The sequence below is a fragment of the Alloscardovia sp. HMSC034E08 genome (assembly GCF_001813415.1).
Taxonomy (GTDB): domain Bacteria; phylum Actinomycetota; class Actinomycetes; order Actinomycetales; family Bifidobacteriaceae; genus Alloscardovia; species Alloscardovia omnicolens.
The window spans coordinates 1596590-1616297 of record NZ_KV812468.1; the positions used below are offsets into that span (position 1 = coordinate 1596590).

A 19708-nucleotide genomic window follows, 5' to 3' on the forward strand; every position below is an offset into this window, starting at 1 on the left:
GGGGGGGGGGCAACTGATTGCCACTGGTTCGCTCACTACGACAAAATGCAGCCAATGAATGCGGCGTGAGTAATGAGCTCAAAAGTGAATCACTCTCCACGGCCTCCAGAAGGTGTTTTTTGGGCAAAATCCTGGCGTGAAAGATGATTCACTTTACGCCTCGTCTGCCACGACTGCAAAATGATTCATAAGTGGTTGCGGGCAATGAACTGTACCCTCAAGTCATGTTTCACGCCGCTCGGTCAGCTCCTCAACCAACACAAAAAGAAAAGAGCGCAAGCCTTAGGCTCACGCTCTTCTGCGTTGAAACGGTATAGCGCCCCTTCTACCCCTTACGGAACACGGAGTAGCGCGTCGTACCAATCAAGATATCTCCGGTTTCTGGGTAATACACCATATGATTAATACGGTAGCCCGCTTTACTACCACTCAAAGTGTAGGTACGGCGCGCGGCAGTTGAACCAGCCTCGTCAGTAGTAATGCTGTAGGTATCGGTCGTACCATCGTAGCCGTGCTTCAAAGCCAAAGTGTTTCCGTCCAAAGTGAAGGACGATGGACTGTACGAGTACTTCGGATCTTGATCAACAATCTCAGTGAACGAGCCAGACGGCAAACTCACGGATTTTGGCTTAGCACTTCCAACCTTCGCCGAGTATTCGAGGTTTAGCGCGGACGTGGCGAACGGATTGTATGGATAGTAGTTACCGTTTGCCGAGTAGCTGAGCGCGGTCTTAGCGCCGCTCAAAACTACGCGCATATCCTTGTACTTGGTCCAGTGATCGACGGAACTGTTCGTAGCAGGCTCACCACCGGAGGCAGCCAGAACGATATAGCTCGCAGTCTCCTTCATGAGCACGCCATCGCCCTTATCGGTCTCGTGCTCGTATCCGGTCGGCTTATCGAGCAGCAGAATCGCATAAGGAGCGTCGAGCACGTTCGCGTTGCCCGGCGCGGCACCGATATACTTAGCGAGTTCGTCCGCTGATTTTACGATGCGCACGATACCCGTAAACGCTGTATCGCCTCTGCTCTCAATCTTCTTGACTGTTTCGCTTAGCTTCGCATCGCTATCCTCGCTCGAGCTTTCTGAACCATTCATCGCTGTCTGAGCGATCTTAATATCTTTCTTGGTTACGCCCGACTTCTTATCTTTCGCGGCCTCTTTCAGCTCGGAAATGATGTCCTCGATATCGCTTGTATCCACGTCTTGTGCAGGTACAATCTTAAAGTCAGACGCTGTTTTATTGCCCGTCGCGGTACCGCTTTTATCAATCGAGAGCGAGAGATCTTCTGGAGTTTCGTAGATGGAACCGTCCGCGTTAACCGGGCTTACGTATTCGACATCGTATTCGCCCGCTCTCAGCTCAACGGTTGCAGAGCCGTTCGTATTCTTGCCGTCCGTCGGACGCACTGCGCGGTACATGTCGACATCGTTTTCTATATCTGTGCTCACGATGTGCAGCAGAACAGGCGTTGACTTCGCGGTCCACTTCTTATCGAGCTGTACTGAGAACTCAGTTCCGCTCGTTTTTACCGTTTGCTCGCTCGCTTGATTTTTAGCGAAGAAAACTTTGTATACGAAGAAACCGCCGACCGCTACAGCAAGAGCGGCAACAACCGCGATAACTGTGTAGATTACTTTTTTATTTGATTGGCTGGGGTTTGGCTGTGTTGTCGCTGGCGCTGTTGCCGGTGCAAGCGTTGGACTTGGTGTGCTTGGCTGAGGCTGAACAGGTTGAACAGGTTGACCGCATTTCGTGCAGAACTTTGCATTCGGTACAAGCTGTGCACCGCACTTTGTACAAAACATAATAACCGCTTTTCTCTTCATTCTCTTTGGTTAATAATGTCTATATTACAAGAGCAAAAAATACTACTGTGCTTCGTACTGCTCCTCGTAGTTTGCCAATAGAATCTGCTTGCTTTCTGGATAGTAAATTACATGGTCGAGGTCATAGTGATTTTGTGGGTTGTTCGGATCGGCTTCGAGAGTATATACTTGTCGTTGTGCAGTGGATCCTTGAAGATTTTCTTTAATAGTGAAGTTTAACTCATCTCCGTTATTTTTATACGTGAGATTCTGTCCCCTTATGGTAACTTCTCTAGGCTGATGCTCGTACGGGGAATTTGCATAAATCTTCTGCAGGTATGTACCAGATGGAATTTCTATTGAATTCAGTTGGCTATTAACTACATTTTGTGAGTAGACAACATCCTGTTGACCAACATAGAACGGGTTGAATGGGAAGAATCCGCCATTAGTGGAATACAAAAGATCGCCGTCATCTCCGTCCGCGATACTCAGAACAATGCGTTTGTTGAGATATTGCGTCCAGTCTTGGTCTTTAGCTGCAAGATAGGTGACAGGACTGTCGTATATAGGACCAGTTTTAAGAACAATGTATGAAGCTGTATCTGTATATAAGTTAGGCGAATTGACGGAGTGATTATAGTCTGTTGGTTCGTCGAGAATCAGCAAAACATAGGGTAAACCGAGAATCTGTTCTACAGGTAAATTCTGCGGGCTTCCACCAATATAAGCAGCTGCCTCTTCTGCTGTATTGAACTGCTTCACAATGCCAGTGAAGGCAATCTTGCCGTTATCTTTTACTTGTTTAATAGCGTTGTGCAACTCAGCGTTGCTTTGAGCAACGGCTGTGGCATTATCCGCAATCATAGTGTCGGTGTTAGTAATACCGACTTCAGTATATTTACGAGCTTCCTTCAGAGCATTCACAACGATCTTCACGTCCCTGGAAATTACCTTATCCGAGGGAATATATTCAAACTTTGCAGATTGTGGGGTTGTTGCGCTCGCAGTAACATTCGAAGCTTTTGGAGCTCGATACATGGATCCATCAGCATTAATTGGGCTAATATATTTTACGTTGTATTCGCCTTGAGGAAGCTTGACTGTTACAGTTTGCGTCTTAGATTTGCCGCGAGACGGACGTATTGCTTTAAACTTGGTTAGTTTATTATTTGTGCTTTTCAGGCGCAAGATAACGGGAGTTGATTTATCCGTCCAGTTATCGTCTAGAGAAACGCTCAACTTCATGCTGACTTCCGCTGGTTTCGTCAACGTTTTGTATGTGAAGAAACCCGCGACGCACAATGCGACAACAATGATGATTGCAATGAAAGCATACAATACGTCCCGTTTTTTCTTCGTTACAGTTTGTGTAGCTGGTGCTTCCGGCGTTATCTGTTCAGCAACAGCTGGCTGGGTAGTAGATGCAAGCACTGCTTTTCCGCACTTGGTACAAAACTTTGCGTTCGGTAGAAGTTCGGTACCGCACTTAGTACAATACATAAAATTCCTCTTCTCTCTCAAGCTCCATATGATCAATCCTACAGTTCGTTACACATTAAGCGTTACTCGTTCCAATAAATCATCGACTTTTTCTTGAATAAGCCGAGCTATAAAGCGAACCTCTTCGTCGCTTTGGTTATGTGGATCTGGAATCGTCCAATCCTCGTAATAGATGCCAGGAAAGAATGGACATGATTCGCCGCAGCCCATAGTAATAACCCAATCAGCTGTTTTAACGTTTTGGAGCAACAGTAATTTTGGTTGTGATTCTGGCTGTAATCCCAGTTCAGCTAGCACTTTCACAACCTGTGGATGGATTTGATTGGCAGGTTCAGAGCCGGCAGATAGAACTGTGACATTTTGTATTCCTAATTGATCAATTCTTCGTTTCGCAAAAGCAGCAGCCAGTTGCGAACGCCCCGCATTTTGTCGGCAGGCAAAAAGAATAGTAGTTGAATCGCTCATAGATTTATAGTATCGCGAACAATCCGCCCACAATCCAAATGAATCACGCGGGTAACAAGTTCCACAACACCACGCACATCATGTGTAGACAGCACAACGCAAGAATTATGCTCGCTCGCTAAGCGTTGCAGTTCTTCTAACTGGCGAGCGATGTTGGCGCTGTCTTGGCCAGCAAATGGTTCGTCCATAAGAATAAGTTCTGGCTGAGCAGCCCATGTGGCAGCACACAACAAACGTCGTTTTTGGCCTTCGGATAGCGACAAAGGATGGCGATCTTCCAAGCCAGATAATCCTAGAGCAGTCAGTTCGCGCTCGCACACTTCAGCAGAGTCGCAACGCAAAGCCATTTCGCCATCAACAGTGTTGCTAAAAATCTGATACCCCGGGTTCTGCCACACCAAACCACTGGAATCAACACGCACGCGACCAGGTCGCTTTACGCGTTGCACACTAGCCAACACATTGAGCAACGTCGTCTTGCCCGAACCATTATCTCCTACGAGGAGCATCACTTCGCGCTGGCGAAGTTCTAACGAATCAACCGATAAAATCTCGCGACCATCACGCGTAGTTACGCGTACATCCGAGACAGAAGCAACCAACGAGCCACCTTGCTCAGAACCAGCAGGCTCTACATCATAATCATCCATAAACTCAGCTATCTGAGTTTTGAGCGCAACGGACGCAATCTCTCGAATGCAGTCGCCACTCATAGCAACCGCGCGGTCAACATAATCGGCCAGAGTCGAAATGCGATATTCACACACGATAACGCAGTAACCGCTATCGGCGAGCGAGCGCAGCGCGCTCAAAACCACGCGCGCACCGTGAGCGCCCAAACTTGCCAGAGGCTCATCTAAAATAAGTATTTTTCTTTCGCAGGCTAAAGCGCTGGCGATGCACACGCTTTCTTTCTCGCCGCCCGAGAGGGTAGCGGTCTCAGCGAGCGGATCGAGATCGAGCATCTCACACAGCTCATGCACCTTCGAACGAATAGAATCAGCAGAAACACCGCGGTTTTCGAGGCTAAAAGCAATCTCATCGCCAACGCGGCCATGAATAATCTGCGAATCAGGATTTTGCAGAACACACGAGATATGCGAACTGACTTGCTCTGCCGTCCAATCAAGAGCATTCTCGCCATCGATGGTTAAAATGCCAGAAGCAGCTAAATGCGTGCTGTTATGCGCTAAACCGGTCAAGCAGTTGAGTAGCGAGGTTTTGCCGCAACCGCTTTCGCCGTAGAGCAAGGTCATGGTTCCCCATGAGAAGCCGAGCGACGCGTTCTCGAGCAGAGGAGTAGGAGAACTGGACGAGGTTAAAGTAAAATCTTGTAGTTCGATAGCGAAATCACTCATAACAGCTCCTATGCAATCTCCATAATCCACAGCGCGCACAAGCTCATATTCAGTGCGAGCCACAGCGCAACCCACACATAATCAAGCGCCTGCATGCGCACTGTTTTATACACGCTAAACGTGATGTCGGAGCGCAAAGTGAAGCCGCGCAGTTCGAGGGAATGTGTTAGATCGTCGCCGATACTCAACGCGCGGTCGAGAAGAGGAACGAGCATGCGCCACAGCGAAACACGCTTGTGAGATTGTTTAAGCCGCGGCATCGTGCGCCGAGCAGCAGCCACGCGCTTGGCCTGAACTGCCATAACATGCGCGAAACGCATACTAATAAGCACAGCCAGAGTTAAACCGCGCGATGCCCGCAAAGTTTGCAACGAGCGCACCAAATCGGCCTCGCGCACCGTAAACATAGGCACACAGGTGAGGCCGAGCACAAAAATGCGCAGAAAAATCGGCAAAGTGAGCGCCATGTCGCCATACGCTAAGGCGGTAAGAGCGCCCACAATCACATAAAACGGCGAAATTGCCACAATAAAACCGAGCATTTGCCGCCACATGCCAAAGCTCAGTTGCAGCACAACGCAGACCGCCACGCATGCTAACAGATGCGAGGTATGTGGATCAAAAAGCGCAACACTAAAACTGAGCAGGCTCGTGCCGAACAGTGCCAGAGGATGCAGGGTGCGCACTAGCGCATCCTACCGCTCTTGCGCAGCTCGTTTGCCACTTTCTCTGCCAAGAACGCTGAGCCAATAAACAGAGCTAATCCAACGACAAGCACAGTCATGATGGACACAGTTGAACCGACGAAAGTGGTGGCCAGACTGCCAACAACCAAGTACGTGTATGCAACCTGTACTGGAATCTGCAAAACAGAGCGCAAAATCGCGCTGGTCAAGCGTGCACCGCGCTTGTCATAGCTACGGAAAACAGCCAGAGCAATCAGCTCGACCAGAGCGCCGGCAATAACCGAATAAATGAAGGCTGTTGGGTGCATCGGAATAAGAATAATGGTCGAAATAGCGCTCAGCAGCGTAACCGTGCCCGGTTTGCGCACCTTAATGAGAGCGAACATGGAGAAGAAAGTAATAAACGGACCGGTGAGCAGTGTTTGAATACCGAAAATTTTAATGGTGTGAAGAGGTCCGCCTAAACACATGCCCACGAAAGCAAGGGCTGCGAAAATGGCAATATCTACAATATCGCGTAGGCTGAAGCCCAGCCAGGTTGCAGGAGCTGGGCTAGGTGTCTGTGGAGTGTTCGTCATAGTTTTCCTTTCATACTTTTCTTAGGATTGAGCTACGAGTTCGCCGCCACGCATAGTGAGCACTTGGCTGGCGAAGGCCGCGGGAGCCGGGCGATGCGAGATAATCACATACGCGCGGTCTGTCTGCTGATCAGACAGCGCCTGCATCAGCTGCGCTTCGAGTAGCGCGTCCATGTTCGCAGTCGGTTCGTCCAGGAAAATGAGCGGAGCATTCGACAGGAAAGCGCGCGCCACAGCAATACGTTGGCGCTGACCGTCCGAAAGCTCTACACCGTTGCGCACCAAAACATGATTGATGCCATCGCTCCACGAATCCACCAGATCGGTCAGCTGGACGGAAGCAAGAACCTCGCGCAACTGCTGGTCGCTCGTCTCTGGCTGAGCAATACGTAGATTATCGGCCAGCGAAGCCGTAAAGATATGCGTTTGCTGAGAAACAAGCGCTTGAGTTTCGCGCAAAGAGGAGGTTGCAGCCTGATTAATCGCTACATCATTTACGCTAATCTCACCGGAATCTGCATCGTAGAAACGCATCATAAGGTTAATAAGCGTTGACTTTCCTGAGCCATTTTCGCCTTGAATCACAATCATGTCGCGAGGCTTAACACTCAGCGAAACATCGTTCAAAACTGGCGAATCATCGTAGCCGAAGCGAACATTGCGTACATCCTGCGAGCTGAAATCGCTTAACTGAGAGCCGTTCTCATCATCAATCTCTTCAACAGCTGGAACCGCATCGAGCAGCTCGAACACGTGACGAGCGGCGGCCATAGTTGGCTGCAGTCCGGTGCCTAAACGGGCAATTGCCTGAATCGGGACGAGCGAGCTAGCGAAAGCAGCAAAAGCAATCAAGGCAAACGGGACTTCCAGCGCACCCGTGCCATAGATATATACATCGAGCACGCCAAAACCTGCTACACACAGCAGGGAAAGCATATCCAGGAAGAGCTTATTGTATCCGACCATAGCGTAACGCTTCGCACGACTAGTGAGCAAAGCCTGGTTGTTACTGTTTGCAGAAGCTGCGGTAGCTTCGGATGCGCTCGCAAAAGTAAGCGAACGCTGAGAATCTAAGCTTTCCAAAAGCTGCGAATAGACTTTGCCCTGAGCGTCGCGCTCAGCCATTGCCCAACGCGAGGTTGGACGTGTCATAATCAGCGGTTCTACAACGCCAAGCAGTACATATGCGAGCAGAGCAGCCAATCCGAGCAGAGGATGGATATTCGCGGCCAACACAACCTGAATAATGCTGGTAATAACAGCAATGGCAAGAGGGGAGAGAGTGTGCGCGTAGAAAATCTCGAACAATTCGATGTCTTCCGTAAGCGCGCTGACCAGCTTGCCGCGGCCATGCTCGGCCAAACGAGTCGGAGCCAAAGACTGCACATGCTTAAGCCGCTGATTGCGCATATCGCGCAGAACCGTAAAAGCCATCAAATGATTGTAGTACTGCTCGAGGAAAGCAAAAATACCGCGCACAGCAGCGAACAGAAGAGCCGCCACTGCCAAAACAATAGCGTTCGTGCGGTTACCCACCCACAGGTTGAGCATCGCCATCGTTGCGCACACAACCAGCGCAGGCACCGCGAGATAGCCGAGCGTGCCGTTAATAATGGCTTGCACTTCGATAGGCATAAGATGCTTCATAAAAGTGGCCATGCGACGCATAAGCCCAGTAGAAGTTGCTTTTGTGTTCATCTTAGTTCTTCTCCTGTGCTGGGGGCTGCTGTTGTTGCGTCGGTCGCGGCTTCGACTTCTTGCTGCGCGTGCCACATATCGTGCGCCACGCCTTCGCCCAGAACAGTACGCGGTTCGCCGAGCTGAGCAATCTCTTCGTTGCTTATGCAGATGGCGAGGTCGGCCATCGGCACGTTCGCCAAACGATGGGTAATAACGAGAACGAGCGCACGATTGGATAGCTGCTTCCACAACGTCCACAGCTGTTCTTCGTGCTGCTTATCGACTGCCGAACTGGCCTCATCGAAAATGTACACAGGGCGATCGAGTAGGAGAGTGCGAGCCACCAGCAGGCGCTGACGCTGACCTCCTGAAATATTTGATCCGCCAGGAGTGAGTTCATAGTCGAGGTCGAAATGCAAATCGACGGATTTGAGGGCTATGGTGAGCTCCTCTTCGTCGTGTGAGCCTGCGGGGTCGAGCGTATCGCGCACAGTGCCCGCCAGCGGATTGCTTGTACCGCTCATGACCGAAACAGCGCGCGCAATATCGCTCACATATGCGGTTTTCAGTTCGTTACCGAGCAGCTGCGCCGTACCCTCGTAGTCCGTCTGTACGCCCGAGATAACCGAAGCTAAGGTTGATTTTCCAGAGCCAGATGATCCCATAACCGCCACAAGGCCACGACATGGCAGATCGAGAGAAACGTTGTTTAAGCTTGGCTGGGTATTACCTGCGTAAGTGAGGCTGACAGATTCGAGGTGAGCCGCTGGCAAATCATTGCGCTCGAGCTCGTCCGCGGACTTCCAGTCGATATGGGTGAGATTAGTATCTGCGTCATTTTCTTCTGTTTCTCCGAGAAGTTCCTGATACGCATCCGCTCTGCGAGACGCAACAGCTCCCGTATGAATCAAATACACGAGCTGACGCATCGGATCGAACAAACGCACCGCAACAGTAAGCACAGAAATGAACACAACCATATTCATGCTGAAAGCGCTGGCAACAGCAGCAAGCGCAATCGCAACATAAATAACGCCATCAGAAGCAATCAGCGAGCGCAACTGACCAGCGAGCAGCTACATCGTCGCCTTGCGGAATCCTTCCGAACCTTCAGCCAGTTCCTCAGATTCCTTCTTATCGGCGCCAAACAGCTTGAGTGTAGGCAATCCCTTAAGTGACTCCTCGTAGTGAGCGGATACGCCTTCGTAAGCCTTGAGCTGCTCCTTATGTATGTTGATTTCCTTGCTGCGGCTTGCGTTTGCGACAACAGGAACGAGAACCATGCCGAGCGTGAGAATCGCTGCAGCCGGCGCGTTCAATGGGATAAGAACAAGAAGCGCGATCGGAATCATCGCTACCGCATGCACGAAAGTTGGCAGATACACAGTATAGAAGCTCACGATGGCTGGGATGCCTTCGACAGCGAGCTGGGAGAGCGCTTGATTTGCCATAAGAGAGTTCGTGCTCGTACGCACACGCTCAGGATTGAACACCGCGCTCATAATGGAACCGGTGAGCGCTTGCTGGAGTTTTTGCGAAGAATGAACAGTAATAAAGTGTGTAATAATTCCCAACACGAGGCGCGATACGATAAGCCTTACTAGGTACGGTGCGCGTGTTTGCACCACGTCCATCGGGTCAGACAGCGTTGTACTGCTTGACCAAAACGGCATAAAATCACCCACAAAATACGGAATCATATTGAGGAACATTCCAAGGATTCGCACAAAATCGATAATTAGGAAAGCTTCGATTGCAGTTCCGAGGGCATTTAAAATGCCAACAATAACGGATGCACGTGGATTGGCTCCGGGAAGCTTGAAGAGATTCTTACTGAACATTCCTCTCGCATTCCTTTCTGTTTTATTTGGTCTACAAAAGGCAATGCTCAAAAACCTAACATTAAACACCTTGATTGTATAGGCTTTTATGAGCTAGTTCGCACGAAGCTGTTTGTTAAACACTCTGGCCGTCAGGCAGTTTATGCCGAGGATTGTAAAGAACTGTGGGAAAAGTATGAGAATTAGCTGGGAATTTTTGTGTGTGGTAGCGTTGGAGGGGTTGCGGTGGGGGCGTTGCGGGCGTTTTTGCTTTAACTTTCGCAGATGTTGGTTATCTGTGAAAGTTAAAGCATCTGGTTAGCTCGGTTCGTGCTCAAAAAGCTTGATTTTATGCGCGTATGTGTGCATGCGAGTACAGGGTTGCTGCTGTAGCTCTCATAGATAGGCGTTAGCGCTACCTGGTAAAGCCTTTACCACCACTGATTTAAGGTGCAGAAGGCTTTAACGTTCACAGAAGTCGGCACAGATGAAAGCTAAAGCCGTGTGTAAAAGATCGCGCAGGAAAAAGCACAACAATCAGGTTCTCAAAGCGGTAAGTTTCACAAGAAAAGCGATGTGCAAAAGTTATCACATGAAAAACCGTGTGAGCGCACACCCTCCACCAATCAATTCACCTCGCACTACAAAAAATCAATAAAACTTTTTGGCTTAAACCTGTAGTATAAGGTGAATTCTTCTTCGTCAGCGCGATATCGCAAAATTGCTAATAATACACCCAATTTTCATAGCTTTTCCTCGGCGTTTCCAGGGGATCTGCTAAACTTTTATACCCGTAACGTTTAACGTAATTAAAATTGAACCGTGAGGCATTGATTTTAGCGGCTGTAGTGTAGCCTAAAAAACAGCATATAAAACGAAAGAAAGTAACCGAATTCTTTCTTACCACGACCGAATAGGCGTGCTGAGATTGCATAATATGCATCCGCACGAGATACGCGTTTCGAACAGTAAGAAGATTAAGGACAATATGAGTTATAGCGATATAAACGCATCCGAAAATAACCAGAAGAATAATCAAAACAATAACCAGACAACGCAGAAGCTGAGCAAAGCCGATAAGAAAGCGCTTAAGGCTCAGAAAGCTGCAGAAAAAGCTGTGATGAAGGCCGCTATCCGCGAAGAAAAGCGCCGCGTTGCCTTGTTGCGTCGCCGTCGTCTGCTGCGCGTAGACGATGTAACCGTGGTTGAGGAGTCCGCGCTCAAGAAGGCGGTCGCTGGTTCTGTGGTGGGTAACCTCATGGAATGGTACGACGTGGGTGTGTACGGATATTTGGCTGTGATCATTGGTCAGCAGTTCTTGTCTGATGCATCTAGCCAGATCCAGAATCTCTTCTCGCTGGCCGTTTTCGCTGTTACCTTTATCGCACGTCCGCTCGGCGGTGTTATTTTGGGTCAGCTCGGCGATCGTTTGGGGCGTAAGGAAGTTTTGGCGTTTACGCTTATGGTTATGGCGCTGGCAACCTTCCTGATTGGTGTGCTGCCAACGTACGCTGTGATTGGCGCGGCCGCTCCGATTCTGCTGATTGGTTTAAAGCTTGTTCAAGGTTTCTCTACCGGTGGTGAGTATGCCGGTGCAACGACCTTCGTTACCGAGTACGCTCCAGATAAGCACCGCGGTTTCTATGCGGCTCTGCTTGATTGGGGTTCATACATGGGCTTCGCAGTGGGTGCTACTTTCGTATCGATTTTGCAGATTACTCTTACCCCTGAGTTTATGCACTCGTGGGGTTGGCGTATTCCGTTTATGATCGCGCTGCCTTTAGGTGCTATTGCTTTGATTTTGCGTACCAAGATTGAAGATACGCCTGCATTCCAAGAATCTCAGGACGCACCAGAACCAACCGCCGCTCCGAATGTGCGCGATATTGAGGAAGCCATTCACGCAACTGATGAAGGTCCTCAGGGTGTAGTCGGTTTGTTCAAGAATTATTGGCGCGAACTGCTCACAGCATTCTTCCTCGTTGCAGCAGCAAATACTGTAGGTTACGCGTTAACCTCTTATATGCCAACCTATCTGTCGACGACTTTGCACTACGATCCGGTTCACGGAAATCTGCTTACTTTGCCAATCTTGGTGATTGTTGCTTTCGCTATTCCGCTTACTGGGTGGATTTCTGACTTCACTTCGCGTTGCGTTGTGCTCGTGTCTGCAGCTTTAAGCGCAATCATCCTTGCTATCCCAGCATTCATGCTGATGGCTCACGGTGCTGTATGGTCTACGCTGCTCGGCTTGTTCTTCCTCGCAATCCCAGTAGCCTTATACATGGGTAATTTAGCGGCAACTTTGCCAGCTCAGTTCCCAACATCCTCCCGTTTCGGCTGCATGGGTATTGCCTATAACGCGGCAGTTGCGATTTTCGGTGGTACTGCAGGTTTGATTATGGAAGCCTTAGTCACCTTCACTGGCAACGATTTGGCTCCAGCCTTCTGGGTAATGGCCACGTCAGCAATCGGTTTCGTTGCTGTCTTCTTCTTGCGCGAGTCTGCTCGCCAGCCATTGCCTGGATCTATGCCGGCTGTAGCAAGTGTAGAAGAAGCAACTGAGCTGGTCGAAAATCAGCAAGAAAACCCAGAACTCGATGTAGAAGAGCTCTTCGCAGACGCTCCTATTCACGTGCTCGATCAACAGCCAAGCGTGGAAGAAGCGAAAATGGAGCTGCGGGCTGCTATCGAGGCAGAAGACGCAATCCGTCAAGACCTGCGCAAGGCTAAAGCAGTAACAGAAGCCGCGCGTGAAGCCGTGGTCGAGGCCATGGAGTCTGAGGAAACGCAGAACGAACAGTAAATCTCTAAACCTTTAAGCCTGATGAAGAAGCGCACTTCATCAGATTTTTTTCGCGGTATTATGACCGTATGAATGAGAAGAAAACTGCAGGTAATTGGGTCGATATTTTTGCGCTCTATTTGTTCGGTATCTTTATGGGGGCTATCGATACGGGTATCGTCACTCCCCGTACGAACAGTTATTCAAAACGATCTGAACATAGACGCCTCCGCTGGCATTTGGATGATTACCATCTATACCTTGGCGTATGCCGCATCGATTCCGGTTACGGGCAATCTCGCCGACCGTTTCGGCAAGAAAAATCTCTACCTTATTTCATATTACGCTGTTCGGCTTGGGCTCGCTGGGCTGTAGACTGTCTCAAGACGCACATTCCTTTGCTCTTCTGCTTATTTTCCGCGTTATTCAGTCGCTTGGCTGTGGCGGTATTATGCCAATTGCGACAGCAGCTGTGGGTAGCTCCGTACCAGAAAATAAGCGCGGACTGGCGCTCGGCTTAGTCGGCGTTGCCTACGGTGTGGATAATGTTCTCGGCGCGTCAGCAGGTTCGGCGATTTTGGCGGTTGCCGGCGTTCACAACGAGCAGTGGATCTTCTATATTAGTGTTCCGAGTGCTCTGGCAATCGTAGCATTTGGCTGGGTTCTGCTGCGCAACGAAACCGAGCCAAATAAGCAACCAATCGACTACCCGGGCATCGCTGTACTCGTTACCGCGATTATAGCTCTGCTCTGGTCGATTCAGCACTTCGATCCGTTCGACGCGCTCGCCACTGCCAAGCAGATGGACGTGTGCCTTCCGCTGTTCGTTTTTATCGAAAATAAGGCGGCCGATCCGGTTATTACGTTGCGCTACTTCACCACGCGCGCGGTTTTGCTCACTCTTCTTTTGGGAACGCTGTCGGGCGTTATTATTATGGTGCTCGTTTTCGTGCCGCAGTTCGCAGAAAATTCGATGCGTTTGCCGACAGGTAGTGGCGGATATCCAGTGATTATTCTCGGTCTCGCCTCCGGTGTGGGCGCGCCGCTGTCGAGGCGTTTTACCGATAAGTTCGGCGCTCGTTTCGTTCTGTGTATTGGTGCGATTATTTCGGTGATTGCCGCGCTCAGCTTAAACTTCTGGGCCGTTCCTCAGCCTGGATATGTCTCTGCGTTGGTCTCTTTGATTTTGATGGGCTTAGGCCTCGGCTTCCTCGTAGGTGCTCCATTAAATTATTTGATCATGCAGCACGTGCCGCAGGAGCAAATAACCTCCGGTTTGGCGAATTTATCGCTGATGCGTTCGATTGGTACCATGCTAGCTCCTGCTATTTTTGTTGGTTTGCTTGCGAATTCTCTGGTCGGTTTGCCTCAAACTTTAACTGCAGAGTTGCCAACGAAGGTGGACGCGCCAGCTTTACCTCATGCAGCTGAGCTGCAAGAGCAGTTAGAGGTTATACGCAAAAATCCGTACCTCGATGCGACCATGAAGAAGCAGCTGAATGCGATTCCAGATTTAACGAACACGTCTATCACCATTCTATGAACGGAAACGGAAAACTGCCTGCCGAAGGCTCTCGAATCTCTACAGAGTGCGGACGTTTGGCGTGGAAGAACTGAACGTCAAATTCCGTGGTAACAACGTCATCGATCAACAGTCAAAGGGACACTCAGATGCAATTGCTCTGATGTTCACCATGAAGAGCGGCGGAGTTAACAGCAAGCAAGATGGTCTTAATCCGAAGGTTAATTTGATTGGAGAGTCTGCCGATGCGACTCTCACGGTTAACACCGATATGTCCACCAATACTCCCAACTACTCCACGGCTGTTGAAAGCCACGGTGGCGCGCTCACAATCGGCGGGCAAGGGACAATCAATCTTAACCCCGGATATAGTGGTGATAAAGGATTTGCTGGTGCTATGGGTATTTCTGCCAACACTTTCACCATCACCGATAACGTAAAAGTCAACATTAAGACTCAAATAGCCAATCCCGAGACAACATCAACGAAGTTCGGCGTCCTAGGCACATATGGATCTGCCGTACTCGCGGGCAACTCCCAACTTGATATTGAACTGATGGGCGTAACTGGCGGCAATGCTATTGGTATGTACAGTCGCGAAAACATCACTGTCACTGAGCAGGCCTCCCTGAAGGTGAAGGCAGATTCTCCGAATATGTCACCGGTCGGTGTTCGTGCGGACAAAGACACGGTGTTCTCTTCGGCTAAAGATGCCGATATCCAGGCTCCTGGCGGACGCGTTTGGTATGCGGGAAAGGTAGCAGCTTTTGAAGGTCCCGGCGATGTAAATGGCACAGGTGCTTCGAAGTTCTCGTTGCAGGCCGCCGGCAACGTAACTATGGCTAAGGGCTATGGTGTTTTTGCGCCAGAATCTGGCAAGGTAAATAATCCTGGCGTCGTTGACGCTGACGGACAGAGAGTAAGCGAATGGCAGTTGTCCATTTTGAAACCACTCTATGAATTGGTTAAAACATCTCCTGCTAAGGCAGTGGAGTCGCCTATGAAGGGTAAAGAGTACGCGAAACAAGGCATCCGACACGAGTACTCAGCCCCGGAAACGGTTACGGTTAAAGGAAAGACTTGGCGGGTAAAGATTAACGCTTCCAATGGCCAGCTGACGGTGACCCCAGCTGCTGATGCAGTCAGGGGGGATAGGGCCGACATTCCAGTTACTGTGACTTATTATGACGATGATGCGGTCACTGAGGGTCAAGCTGGTTCTAATGTAGCGAAGATGCGTAAAGCTATCGCACCGGTTGTTATATCTGAAGCGACTGCTACTCCGCAGTTGCCAACTGTGCAAGATATGAAAGACGTCACGGAAGGCTCTTGGCAAAAAGAGATAATTCCGTCTTACGGCCCGGATGAAGCTGGTAATCCCAACCCGTTTGATGGGGCGTTCAAATACGACGTGACGTATGTGAACAATGACGGTGAGCTGTTCAACCCGGATGATCCTGTTAGTCGCGGGAAGAAAGCTGTTGTGACTGTGTCGCTTACCGATAAAGGTAAGGAAAGCTACACGTCGCTTAAGTGTCCAGAGGGTGCTACTTGTGAGGTGAATGGCGACGGGAACGTCGTGTTCACAGTTGATCTAGCATTCAAGCCCAAGCCAGAGTCCCCTGATAAGATGAAACTGCCTGATGAGACGAAGGAGTCATCAGCTACGTCAAAGGCTCAGCACGGTCACGGCGGGCTACCCAAGACAGGTTCAGCGGATATGACTCTGCTTGGTGCTAGTGCCCTGCTTTTGCTGGCGGGTGGTTACTTGCTCAAACGTCGTCACATGTAAAATCGCATGTAACGTGTGATCTCATAGCGCGCCGTGCCTCATCATGAGATTGAGGCACGGCGCGCTATGAGACTGATTGGACTTTCGCTTTTTCTGATTTGTCGAAGATGAAGGCTGGTAGGCAGATCGAGTATCTGATCGACGAGGTTCCTGTTGAGGGGTATACCTCGGTAATCAAGCAGAATAAGGATGGTTCGTTCGTTGTGACGAATACTTGCCAGCCGAAGTTGTAGAAGACCGGTGATTCCGGAATCCTGACACTGCTGGCCCTTGGTGGTCTGATGCCAACAGGTGGAGCTTTTCTGATGATACGTCGCAAGAAGAACCTCATGTGATCCACTTGATTACAAGGACCTAGTCCTGATCACATAATGGTGCGCCACCGAAAAGGCCAGCGGTGCCTCATTGGCGCGTGGTGCTTTGTTGACCATTACGGTTCCGACAGGGGCTTAGACGTCGGTGATATGGACGTCGCCCCTCACACCCTCACCCGGTCTACAAACCGTCTCCTGGCTCTTCCAACGCTCAATCATGCACCACGACTCAGCAGTAACCCACGCGGTCGCGCGAACGGGTGAAGCAAACTTCATGACCCAGGTCACGGTATCAGCCATTCCGAAGTCTCAACATGAGCGACAACCGTTCTTCACGGAGTCCAGCTCTGGATCGTTCTGCCCGATTCCATGCGCGACATAGAGCATCGCTTCGACAACTGCGTCCCCTAAAACACTGTGGTCGACGGCGTCAACGTCGAGCCCACACGCCTCGTATACGCGGGCGTCGGCAAGACTCAACTCGGTATCGCGAATACCGGAATGTCCACCGCGCGAGTGCTCTTTGTCAGTGCTGAACCCTTCAAAGAGACCATCGTCATGTGGCGGAACTTCATTGGTTGCTACTATTGAGAAATTGAGCAATTCCGTCGCAAGTGGGGGATCTGGGGGCTTCGGTCAACGCCTACTTATCATTTTCGACGTCCAATTGGATGTTTTCTTCTGCGATCCTCATTCTCCTTGGCAACGAGGCACAAACGAGAACACCAATGGTTTACTACGACAGTACTTCCCAAAAGCTACCGACCTACCCCAGTACCCAGAAGAATATCTTGACGCAGTCGCAGAAGAGTTAAACGATCGACCACGCAAGACGTTAGAATACGATAAACCCAGCGAGCGGATCCTCAAACTGTTTACCTAAAACCATCAACCGTTGCAACCACACCTAGAACCCACCCCGTTTCGGTTTTTTTTGGGGGGGGGGACGCCTTGCCATTATTAGGAAAAGTGCCAAAACTGTTTTCATATAGGGTGTTGTGGTTACATGAAAAATATTGTAGTCTCCAAAGCAGAAGTTTGACCCTACTTGGTGCTATTATCAAGCATTGCTATAGAACTGGTGGATGCTCTATGCAATTCTTTCCGGTCGTGAGGTTGGCATGGACGGACTCCACCATCAACAGATGAAGGTATTCAGGTAGCGAGCCTTCAGGTTCTCACTACGCCCAAAATATCTTCTAGGAAGGAAAAATTAACACTGTGATGAAGCAAAACGCGATCCGTCGTCTTGGTACGGTAGTTTTAGTGGTTACTTGCTCTTTGGCCATGGTGGGTACCTTTTGTGCCCCCCCCCTGCGCACTAGCAGTCGGATCTCCGATCGCTGCGGCTGCTAGTTCGCAGAAGCCTGCTCCAACAGTTGGTAGCGATAAGGCCATCTATTCTCCTGGTAAGGCGAGCGAAACGGGCACGATCTCTGGCTCTGTCAAAGAGATTGTGAAGGCGGGCACTAATTTCAATAACGTTCAGGATGCTGGTAAGCCCATGAGGGGTGTGAAAGTATACGCCCAGTGGTATGAGGGCGTCAACACGGAGCATTCATCCCCGGTGTACTACACCGAGAGCGACGCTAACGGTAATTTCACCATCAAGATGCGACAGTACACTGATGCTGCCGGCGTGACCCGCACGTTCGCTGCGGATGCCAGTGTTGGCCTTACGACAGGTGACCCTGCCGGTCGGCGTGATCAGCGCCGCGAGAAAATCCGTATGTGGACGGAGCTACCAGATGACTTGACAGATAAGTATCGTCTGGTGCATCAGCCGGCGGCTGGTGTATTCCCGGGCATTGGCGCAGATACCACTCCCAGCACCCAGGGTGACGGCCAGTGGAATGGCAACAAAGTATCGGGTGTGACCATTCAGTACGCACAGAAGGACAAACTGCCGCAGCACCTTCCGCAAAACAAGTGGGCAGAGAGTGTTGGAAAGTCCAGTAACAATGGTAACTATGCTGGTCGGGCATTTTGGAACCTTGATGTGTTGCAGGGCGCGAAAAACCACAACACTGTGAGTGCTTTTGGCGGCAAGGACGTCCCTGCCGCTGGTTTGAAAGTGGTTGGCTCTTACCTAAACGATGAGGCTGTGACCAAGATTGAACAGTACGCGAAGGATAACTTTGCGGGTAAGACTCTGCGTGGGAAAGGTTGGACTCCTGCTGACGAAGAGGGCCTGCAGCGCTGGATTAATGAGCAGGTAGTTGCGGATCCAGAAGGCTGGATTGCCGAGACGGTCACCACCACTACTGGCGCTGATGGTAAGTTCCAGCTTTTCTGGAAGGGTATCTACGGTAACAACCACACTGGTACGGGCGGTGGCATTAACCCGCCGGCTGCAAAATTGCACAAGCTGGCTGGTTCGTGGGAAGAAGGTTCTTGGGCTAACGGCAACCTTGGGTCCAAGCACGTCAATATGCATTGGAGCTACCTCAGCGTTCTTAATAGTGACGGGAAGCCGCTTCCTGACAATATCGGTGTGCTGTATCCTTGGTCGCTTGGCCAATGGGCGGGCCCGGGCTTCGGCGTTGATTTGAACGCTGGTGGTAACGCACAGCTCTTCGGTGGCGACGGCGCGTACATTGGTGAAACCACTGATTCGTACACGGGTTGGAACATCGCGCTTGCGCCGCAAGCCTTGAAGTTCGATGTAGTGGATAAGAACACCACCGATAACTGGGCGACGGTCAGCGATACGGTTCAGACTGATACCTCCGGCCTGCCGATCACTCAGGATCTGAGTTACTACATCCAGTGGATAGATAAGAACGGCAAAGTCGTCAAGACCTGTGAGACCGCTAAAGCTGACGCCGCAACCAAGATCCCAAGCTGTCCCCTCAAAGTTCCTACGGACGCCCAAACTGGTGATACGTTCACTGCCCGCCTGAAGCTCACCCCGGGTAATCCGGATCCAGAGAACGACTTGGTGCTGGCTTTGGATGCTTTCGCTGTGGCTCGTGGATACCTTGAATACGACGAGGTTCAGGCGAAGTCTGGAGAGGCTACTTCTTCCGAACCAAAGTTCGACAACCCGGATACCGACGTCAAAGAAACCAAGCCTGAAAAGGCAAAGTTCGAACTTGGCACACTGCCAGAGGGCGTCACTAAGGATCAGGTTTCGGTTGATTCCGCGACTGGCTTTGTGACCTTCACTCCGAACGCTGACCAGGCTGGTAAGACGTTCAAGTTCCCAGTTGTGATGCGCAACGAGAATCTGCAGGTCCCGGTTCTCGACGAGAACGGCGATCCGGTGAAGGGTGACAACGGTCAGCCGAAAACCCAGGGTCGCGTTGTTGCCCGTGCCGATGCCCCATTCAAGGTAGCGAACATCATCGCAGCAACTGTTGAGCCTAAGTATGAGGGTAAGTTGGTTGTTCCTG

Annotated in this window: 12 protein-coding genes and 5 pseudogenes; 7 read left to right on the plus strand and 10 right to left on the minus strand. The window is 50.5% G+C overall.

The genetic code is table 11. The features are described from left to right. Positions 1-325 precede the first annotated feature (325 nt). The 10 genes and pseudogenes from HMPREF2909_RS08490 to HMPREF2909_RS08530 form a co-directional block, all read right to left on the minus strand. Positions 326-1810, minus strand: coding sequence for a zinc ribbon domain-containing protein (locus HMPREF2909_RS08490; protein WP_210387900.1), 1485 nt, complete (start codon positions 1808-1810; stop codon positions 326-328). A 63-nt stretch (positions 1811-1873) separates the two neighbouring features. After that, positions 1874-3244: a hypothetical protein gene (locus HMPREF2909_RS08495; protein ID WP_071415930.1), complete on the minus strand. Its 1371-nt coding sequence runs from the start codon at positions 3242-3244 to the stop codon at positions 1874-1876. Between the two features lie 6 nt (positions 3245-3250). Beyond that, positions 3251-3313, minus strand: a pseudogene (locus tag HMPREF2909_RS09940) (zinc-ribbon domain-containing protein); the annotation flags it as partial. 48 nt (positions 3314-3361) lie between these two features. After that, positions 3362-3778 carry an arsenate-mycothiol transferase ArsC gene (locus HMPREF2909_RS08500; RefSeq protein ID WP_071415931.1) on the minus strand — a complete coding sequence of 139 codons (417 nt, stop codon included), beginning with the start codon at positions 3776-3778 and terminating at the stop codon, positions 3362-3364. Next, entirely contained in the window at positions 3775-5199 is a 1425-nt protein-coding gene (locus HMPREF2909_RS08505; RefSeq protein WP_168165284.1) for an ATP-binding cassette domain-containing protein, read from the minus strand. Before HMPREF2909_RS08505 ends, HMPREF2909_RS08500 begins: the two co-directional genes overlap by 4 nt. Continuing rightward, on the minus strand, positions 5145-5822 hold the full coding sequence (locus HMPREF2909_RS08510; RefSeq protein WP_071415933.1) for an energy-coupling factor transporter transmembrane component T family protein: 678 nt from the start codon (positions 5820-5822) through the stop codon (positions 5145-5147). The genes HMPREF2909_RS08505 and HMPREF2909_RS08510 overlap by 55 nt, the downstream gene beginning before the upstream one ends. Then, positions 5822-6400, minus strand: a complete 579-nt coding sequence (locus HMPREF2909_RS08515; RefSeq protein WP_071415934.1) for an MptD family putative ECF transporter S component — start codon at positions 6398-6400, stop codon at positions 5822-5824. The genes HMPREF2909_RS08510 and HMPREF2909_RS08515 overlap by 1 nt, the downstream gene beginning before the upstream one ends. Positions 6401-6421: 21 nt before the next feature. After that, complete coding sequence (locus HMPREF2909_RS08520; protein WP_071415935.1) at positions 6422-8098, minus strand: amino acid ABC transporter ATP-binding/permease protein; 1677 nt, start codon at positions 8096-8098, stop codon at positions 6422-6424. Beyond that, entirely contained in the window at positions 8095-9141 is a 1047-nt protein-coding gene (locus HMPREF2909_RS08525; RefSeq protein WP_071415936.1) for an ATP-binding cassette domain-containing protein, read from the minus strand. Before HMPREF2909_RS08525 ends, HMPREF2909_RS08520 begins: the two co-directional genes overlap by 4 nt. A 15-nt stretch (positions 9142-9156) precedes the next feature. Then, positions 9157-9921: an ABC transporter transmembrane domain-containing protein gene (locus HMPREF2909_RS08530; RefSeq protein ID WP_071415937.1), complete on the minus strand. Its 765-nt coding sequence runs from the start codon at positions 9919-9921 to the stop codon at positions 9157-9159. Between the two features lie 967 nt (positions 9922-10888). On the opposite strand from HMPREF2909_RS08530, the gene HMPREF2909_RS08535 reads away from it, so the two are divergent. The 7 genes and pseudogenes from HMPREF2909_RS08535 to HMPREF2909_RS08555 form a co-directional block, all read left to right on the plus strand. Continuing rightward, entirely contained in the window at positions 10889-12706 is a 1818-nt protein-coding gene (locus tag HMPREF2909_RS08535) for an MFS transporter (protein WP_210387901.1), read from the plus strand. A 222-nt stretch (positions 12707-12928) separates the two neighbouring features. Then, positions 12929-14228: pseudogene (locus tag HMPREF2909_RS08540) on the plus strand (MFS transporter). A gap of 61 nt (positions 14229-14289) precedes the next feature. Further along, the gene (locus HMPREF2909_RS08545) at positions 14290-15999 is read left to right on the plus strand and encodes a Rib/alpha-like domain-containing protein (RefSeq protein ID WP_071415939.1); all 1710 of its coding nucleotides are present in this window, start codon (positions 14290-14292) and stop codon (positions 15997-15999) included. Positions 16000-16079: 80 nt separating this feature from the next. Further along, positions 16080-16232: pseudogene (locus HMPREF2909_RS08955) on the plus strand (Cna B-type domain-containing protein); the annotation flags it as partial. Between the two features lie 12 nt (positions 16233-16244). After that, positions 16245-16334 (plus strand): annotated as a pseudogene (locus tag HMPREF2909_RS09945) (hypothetical protein); the annotation flags it as partial. Between the two features lie 646 nt (positions 16335-16980). Beyond that, positions 16981-17196, plus strand: a pseudogene (locus HMPREF2909_RS08550) (IS30 family transposase); the annotation flags it as partial. A gap of 420 nt (positions 17197-17616) precedes the next feature. Then, the coding region (locus tag HMPREF2909_RS08555) for a Rib/alpha-like domain-containing protein (RefSeq protein ID WP_210387902.1) at positions 17617-19708 on the plus strand (2092 nt) is incomplete at its 3' end.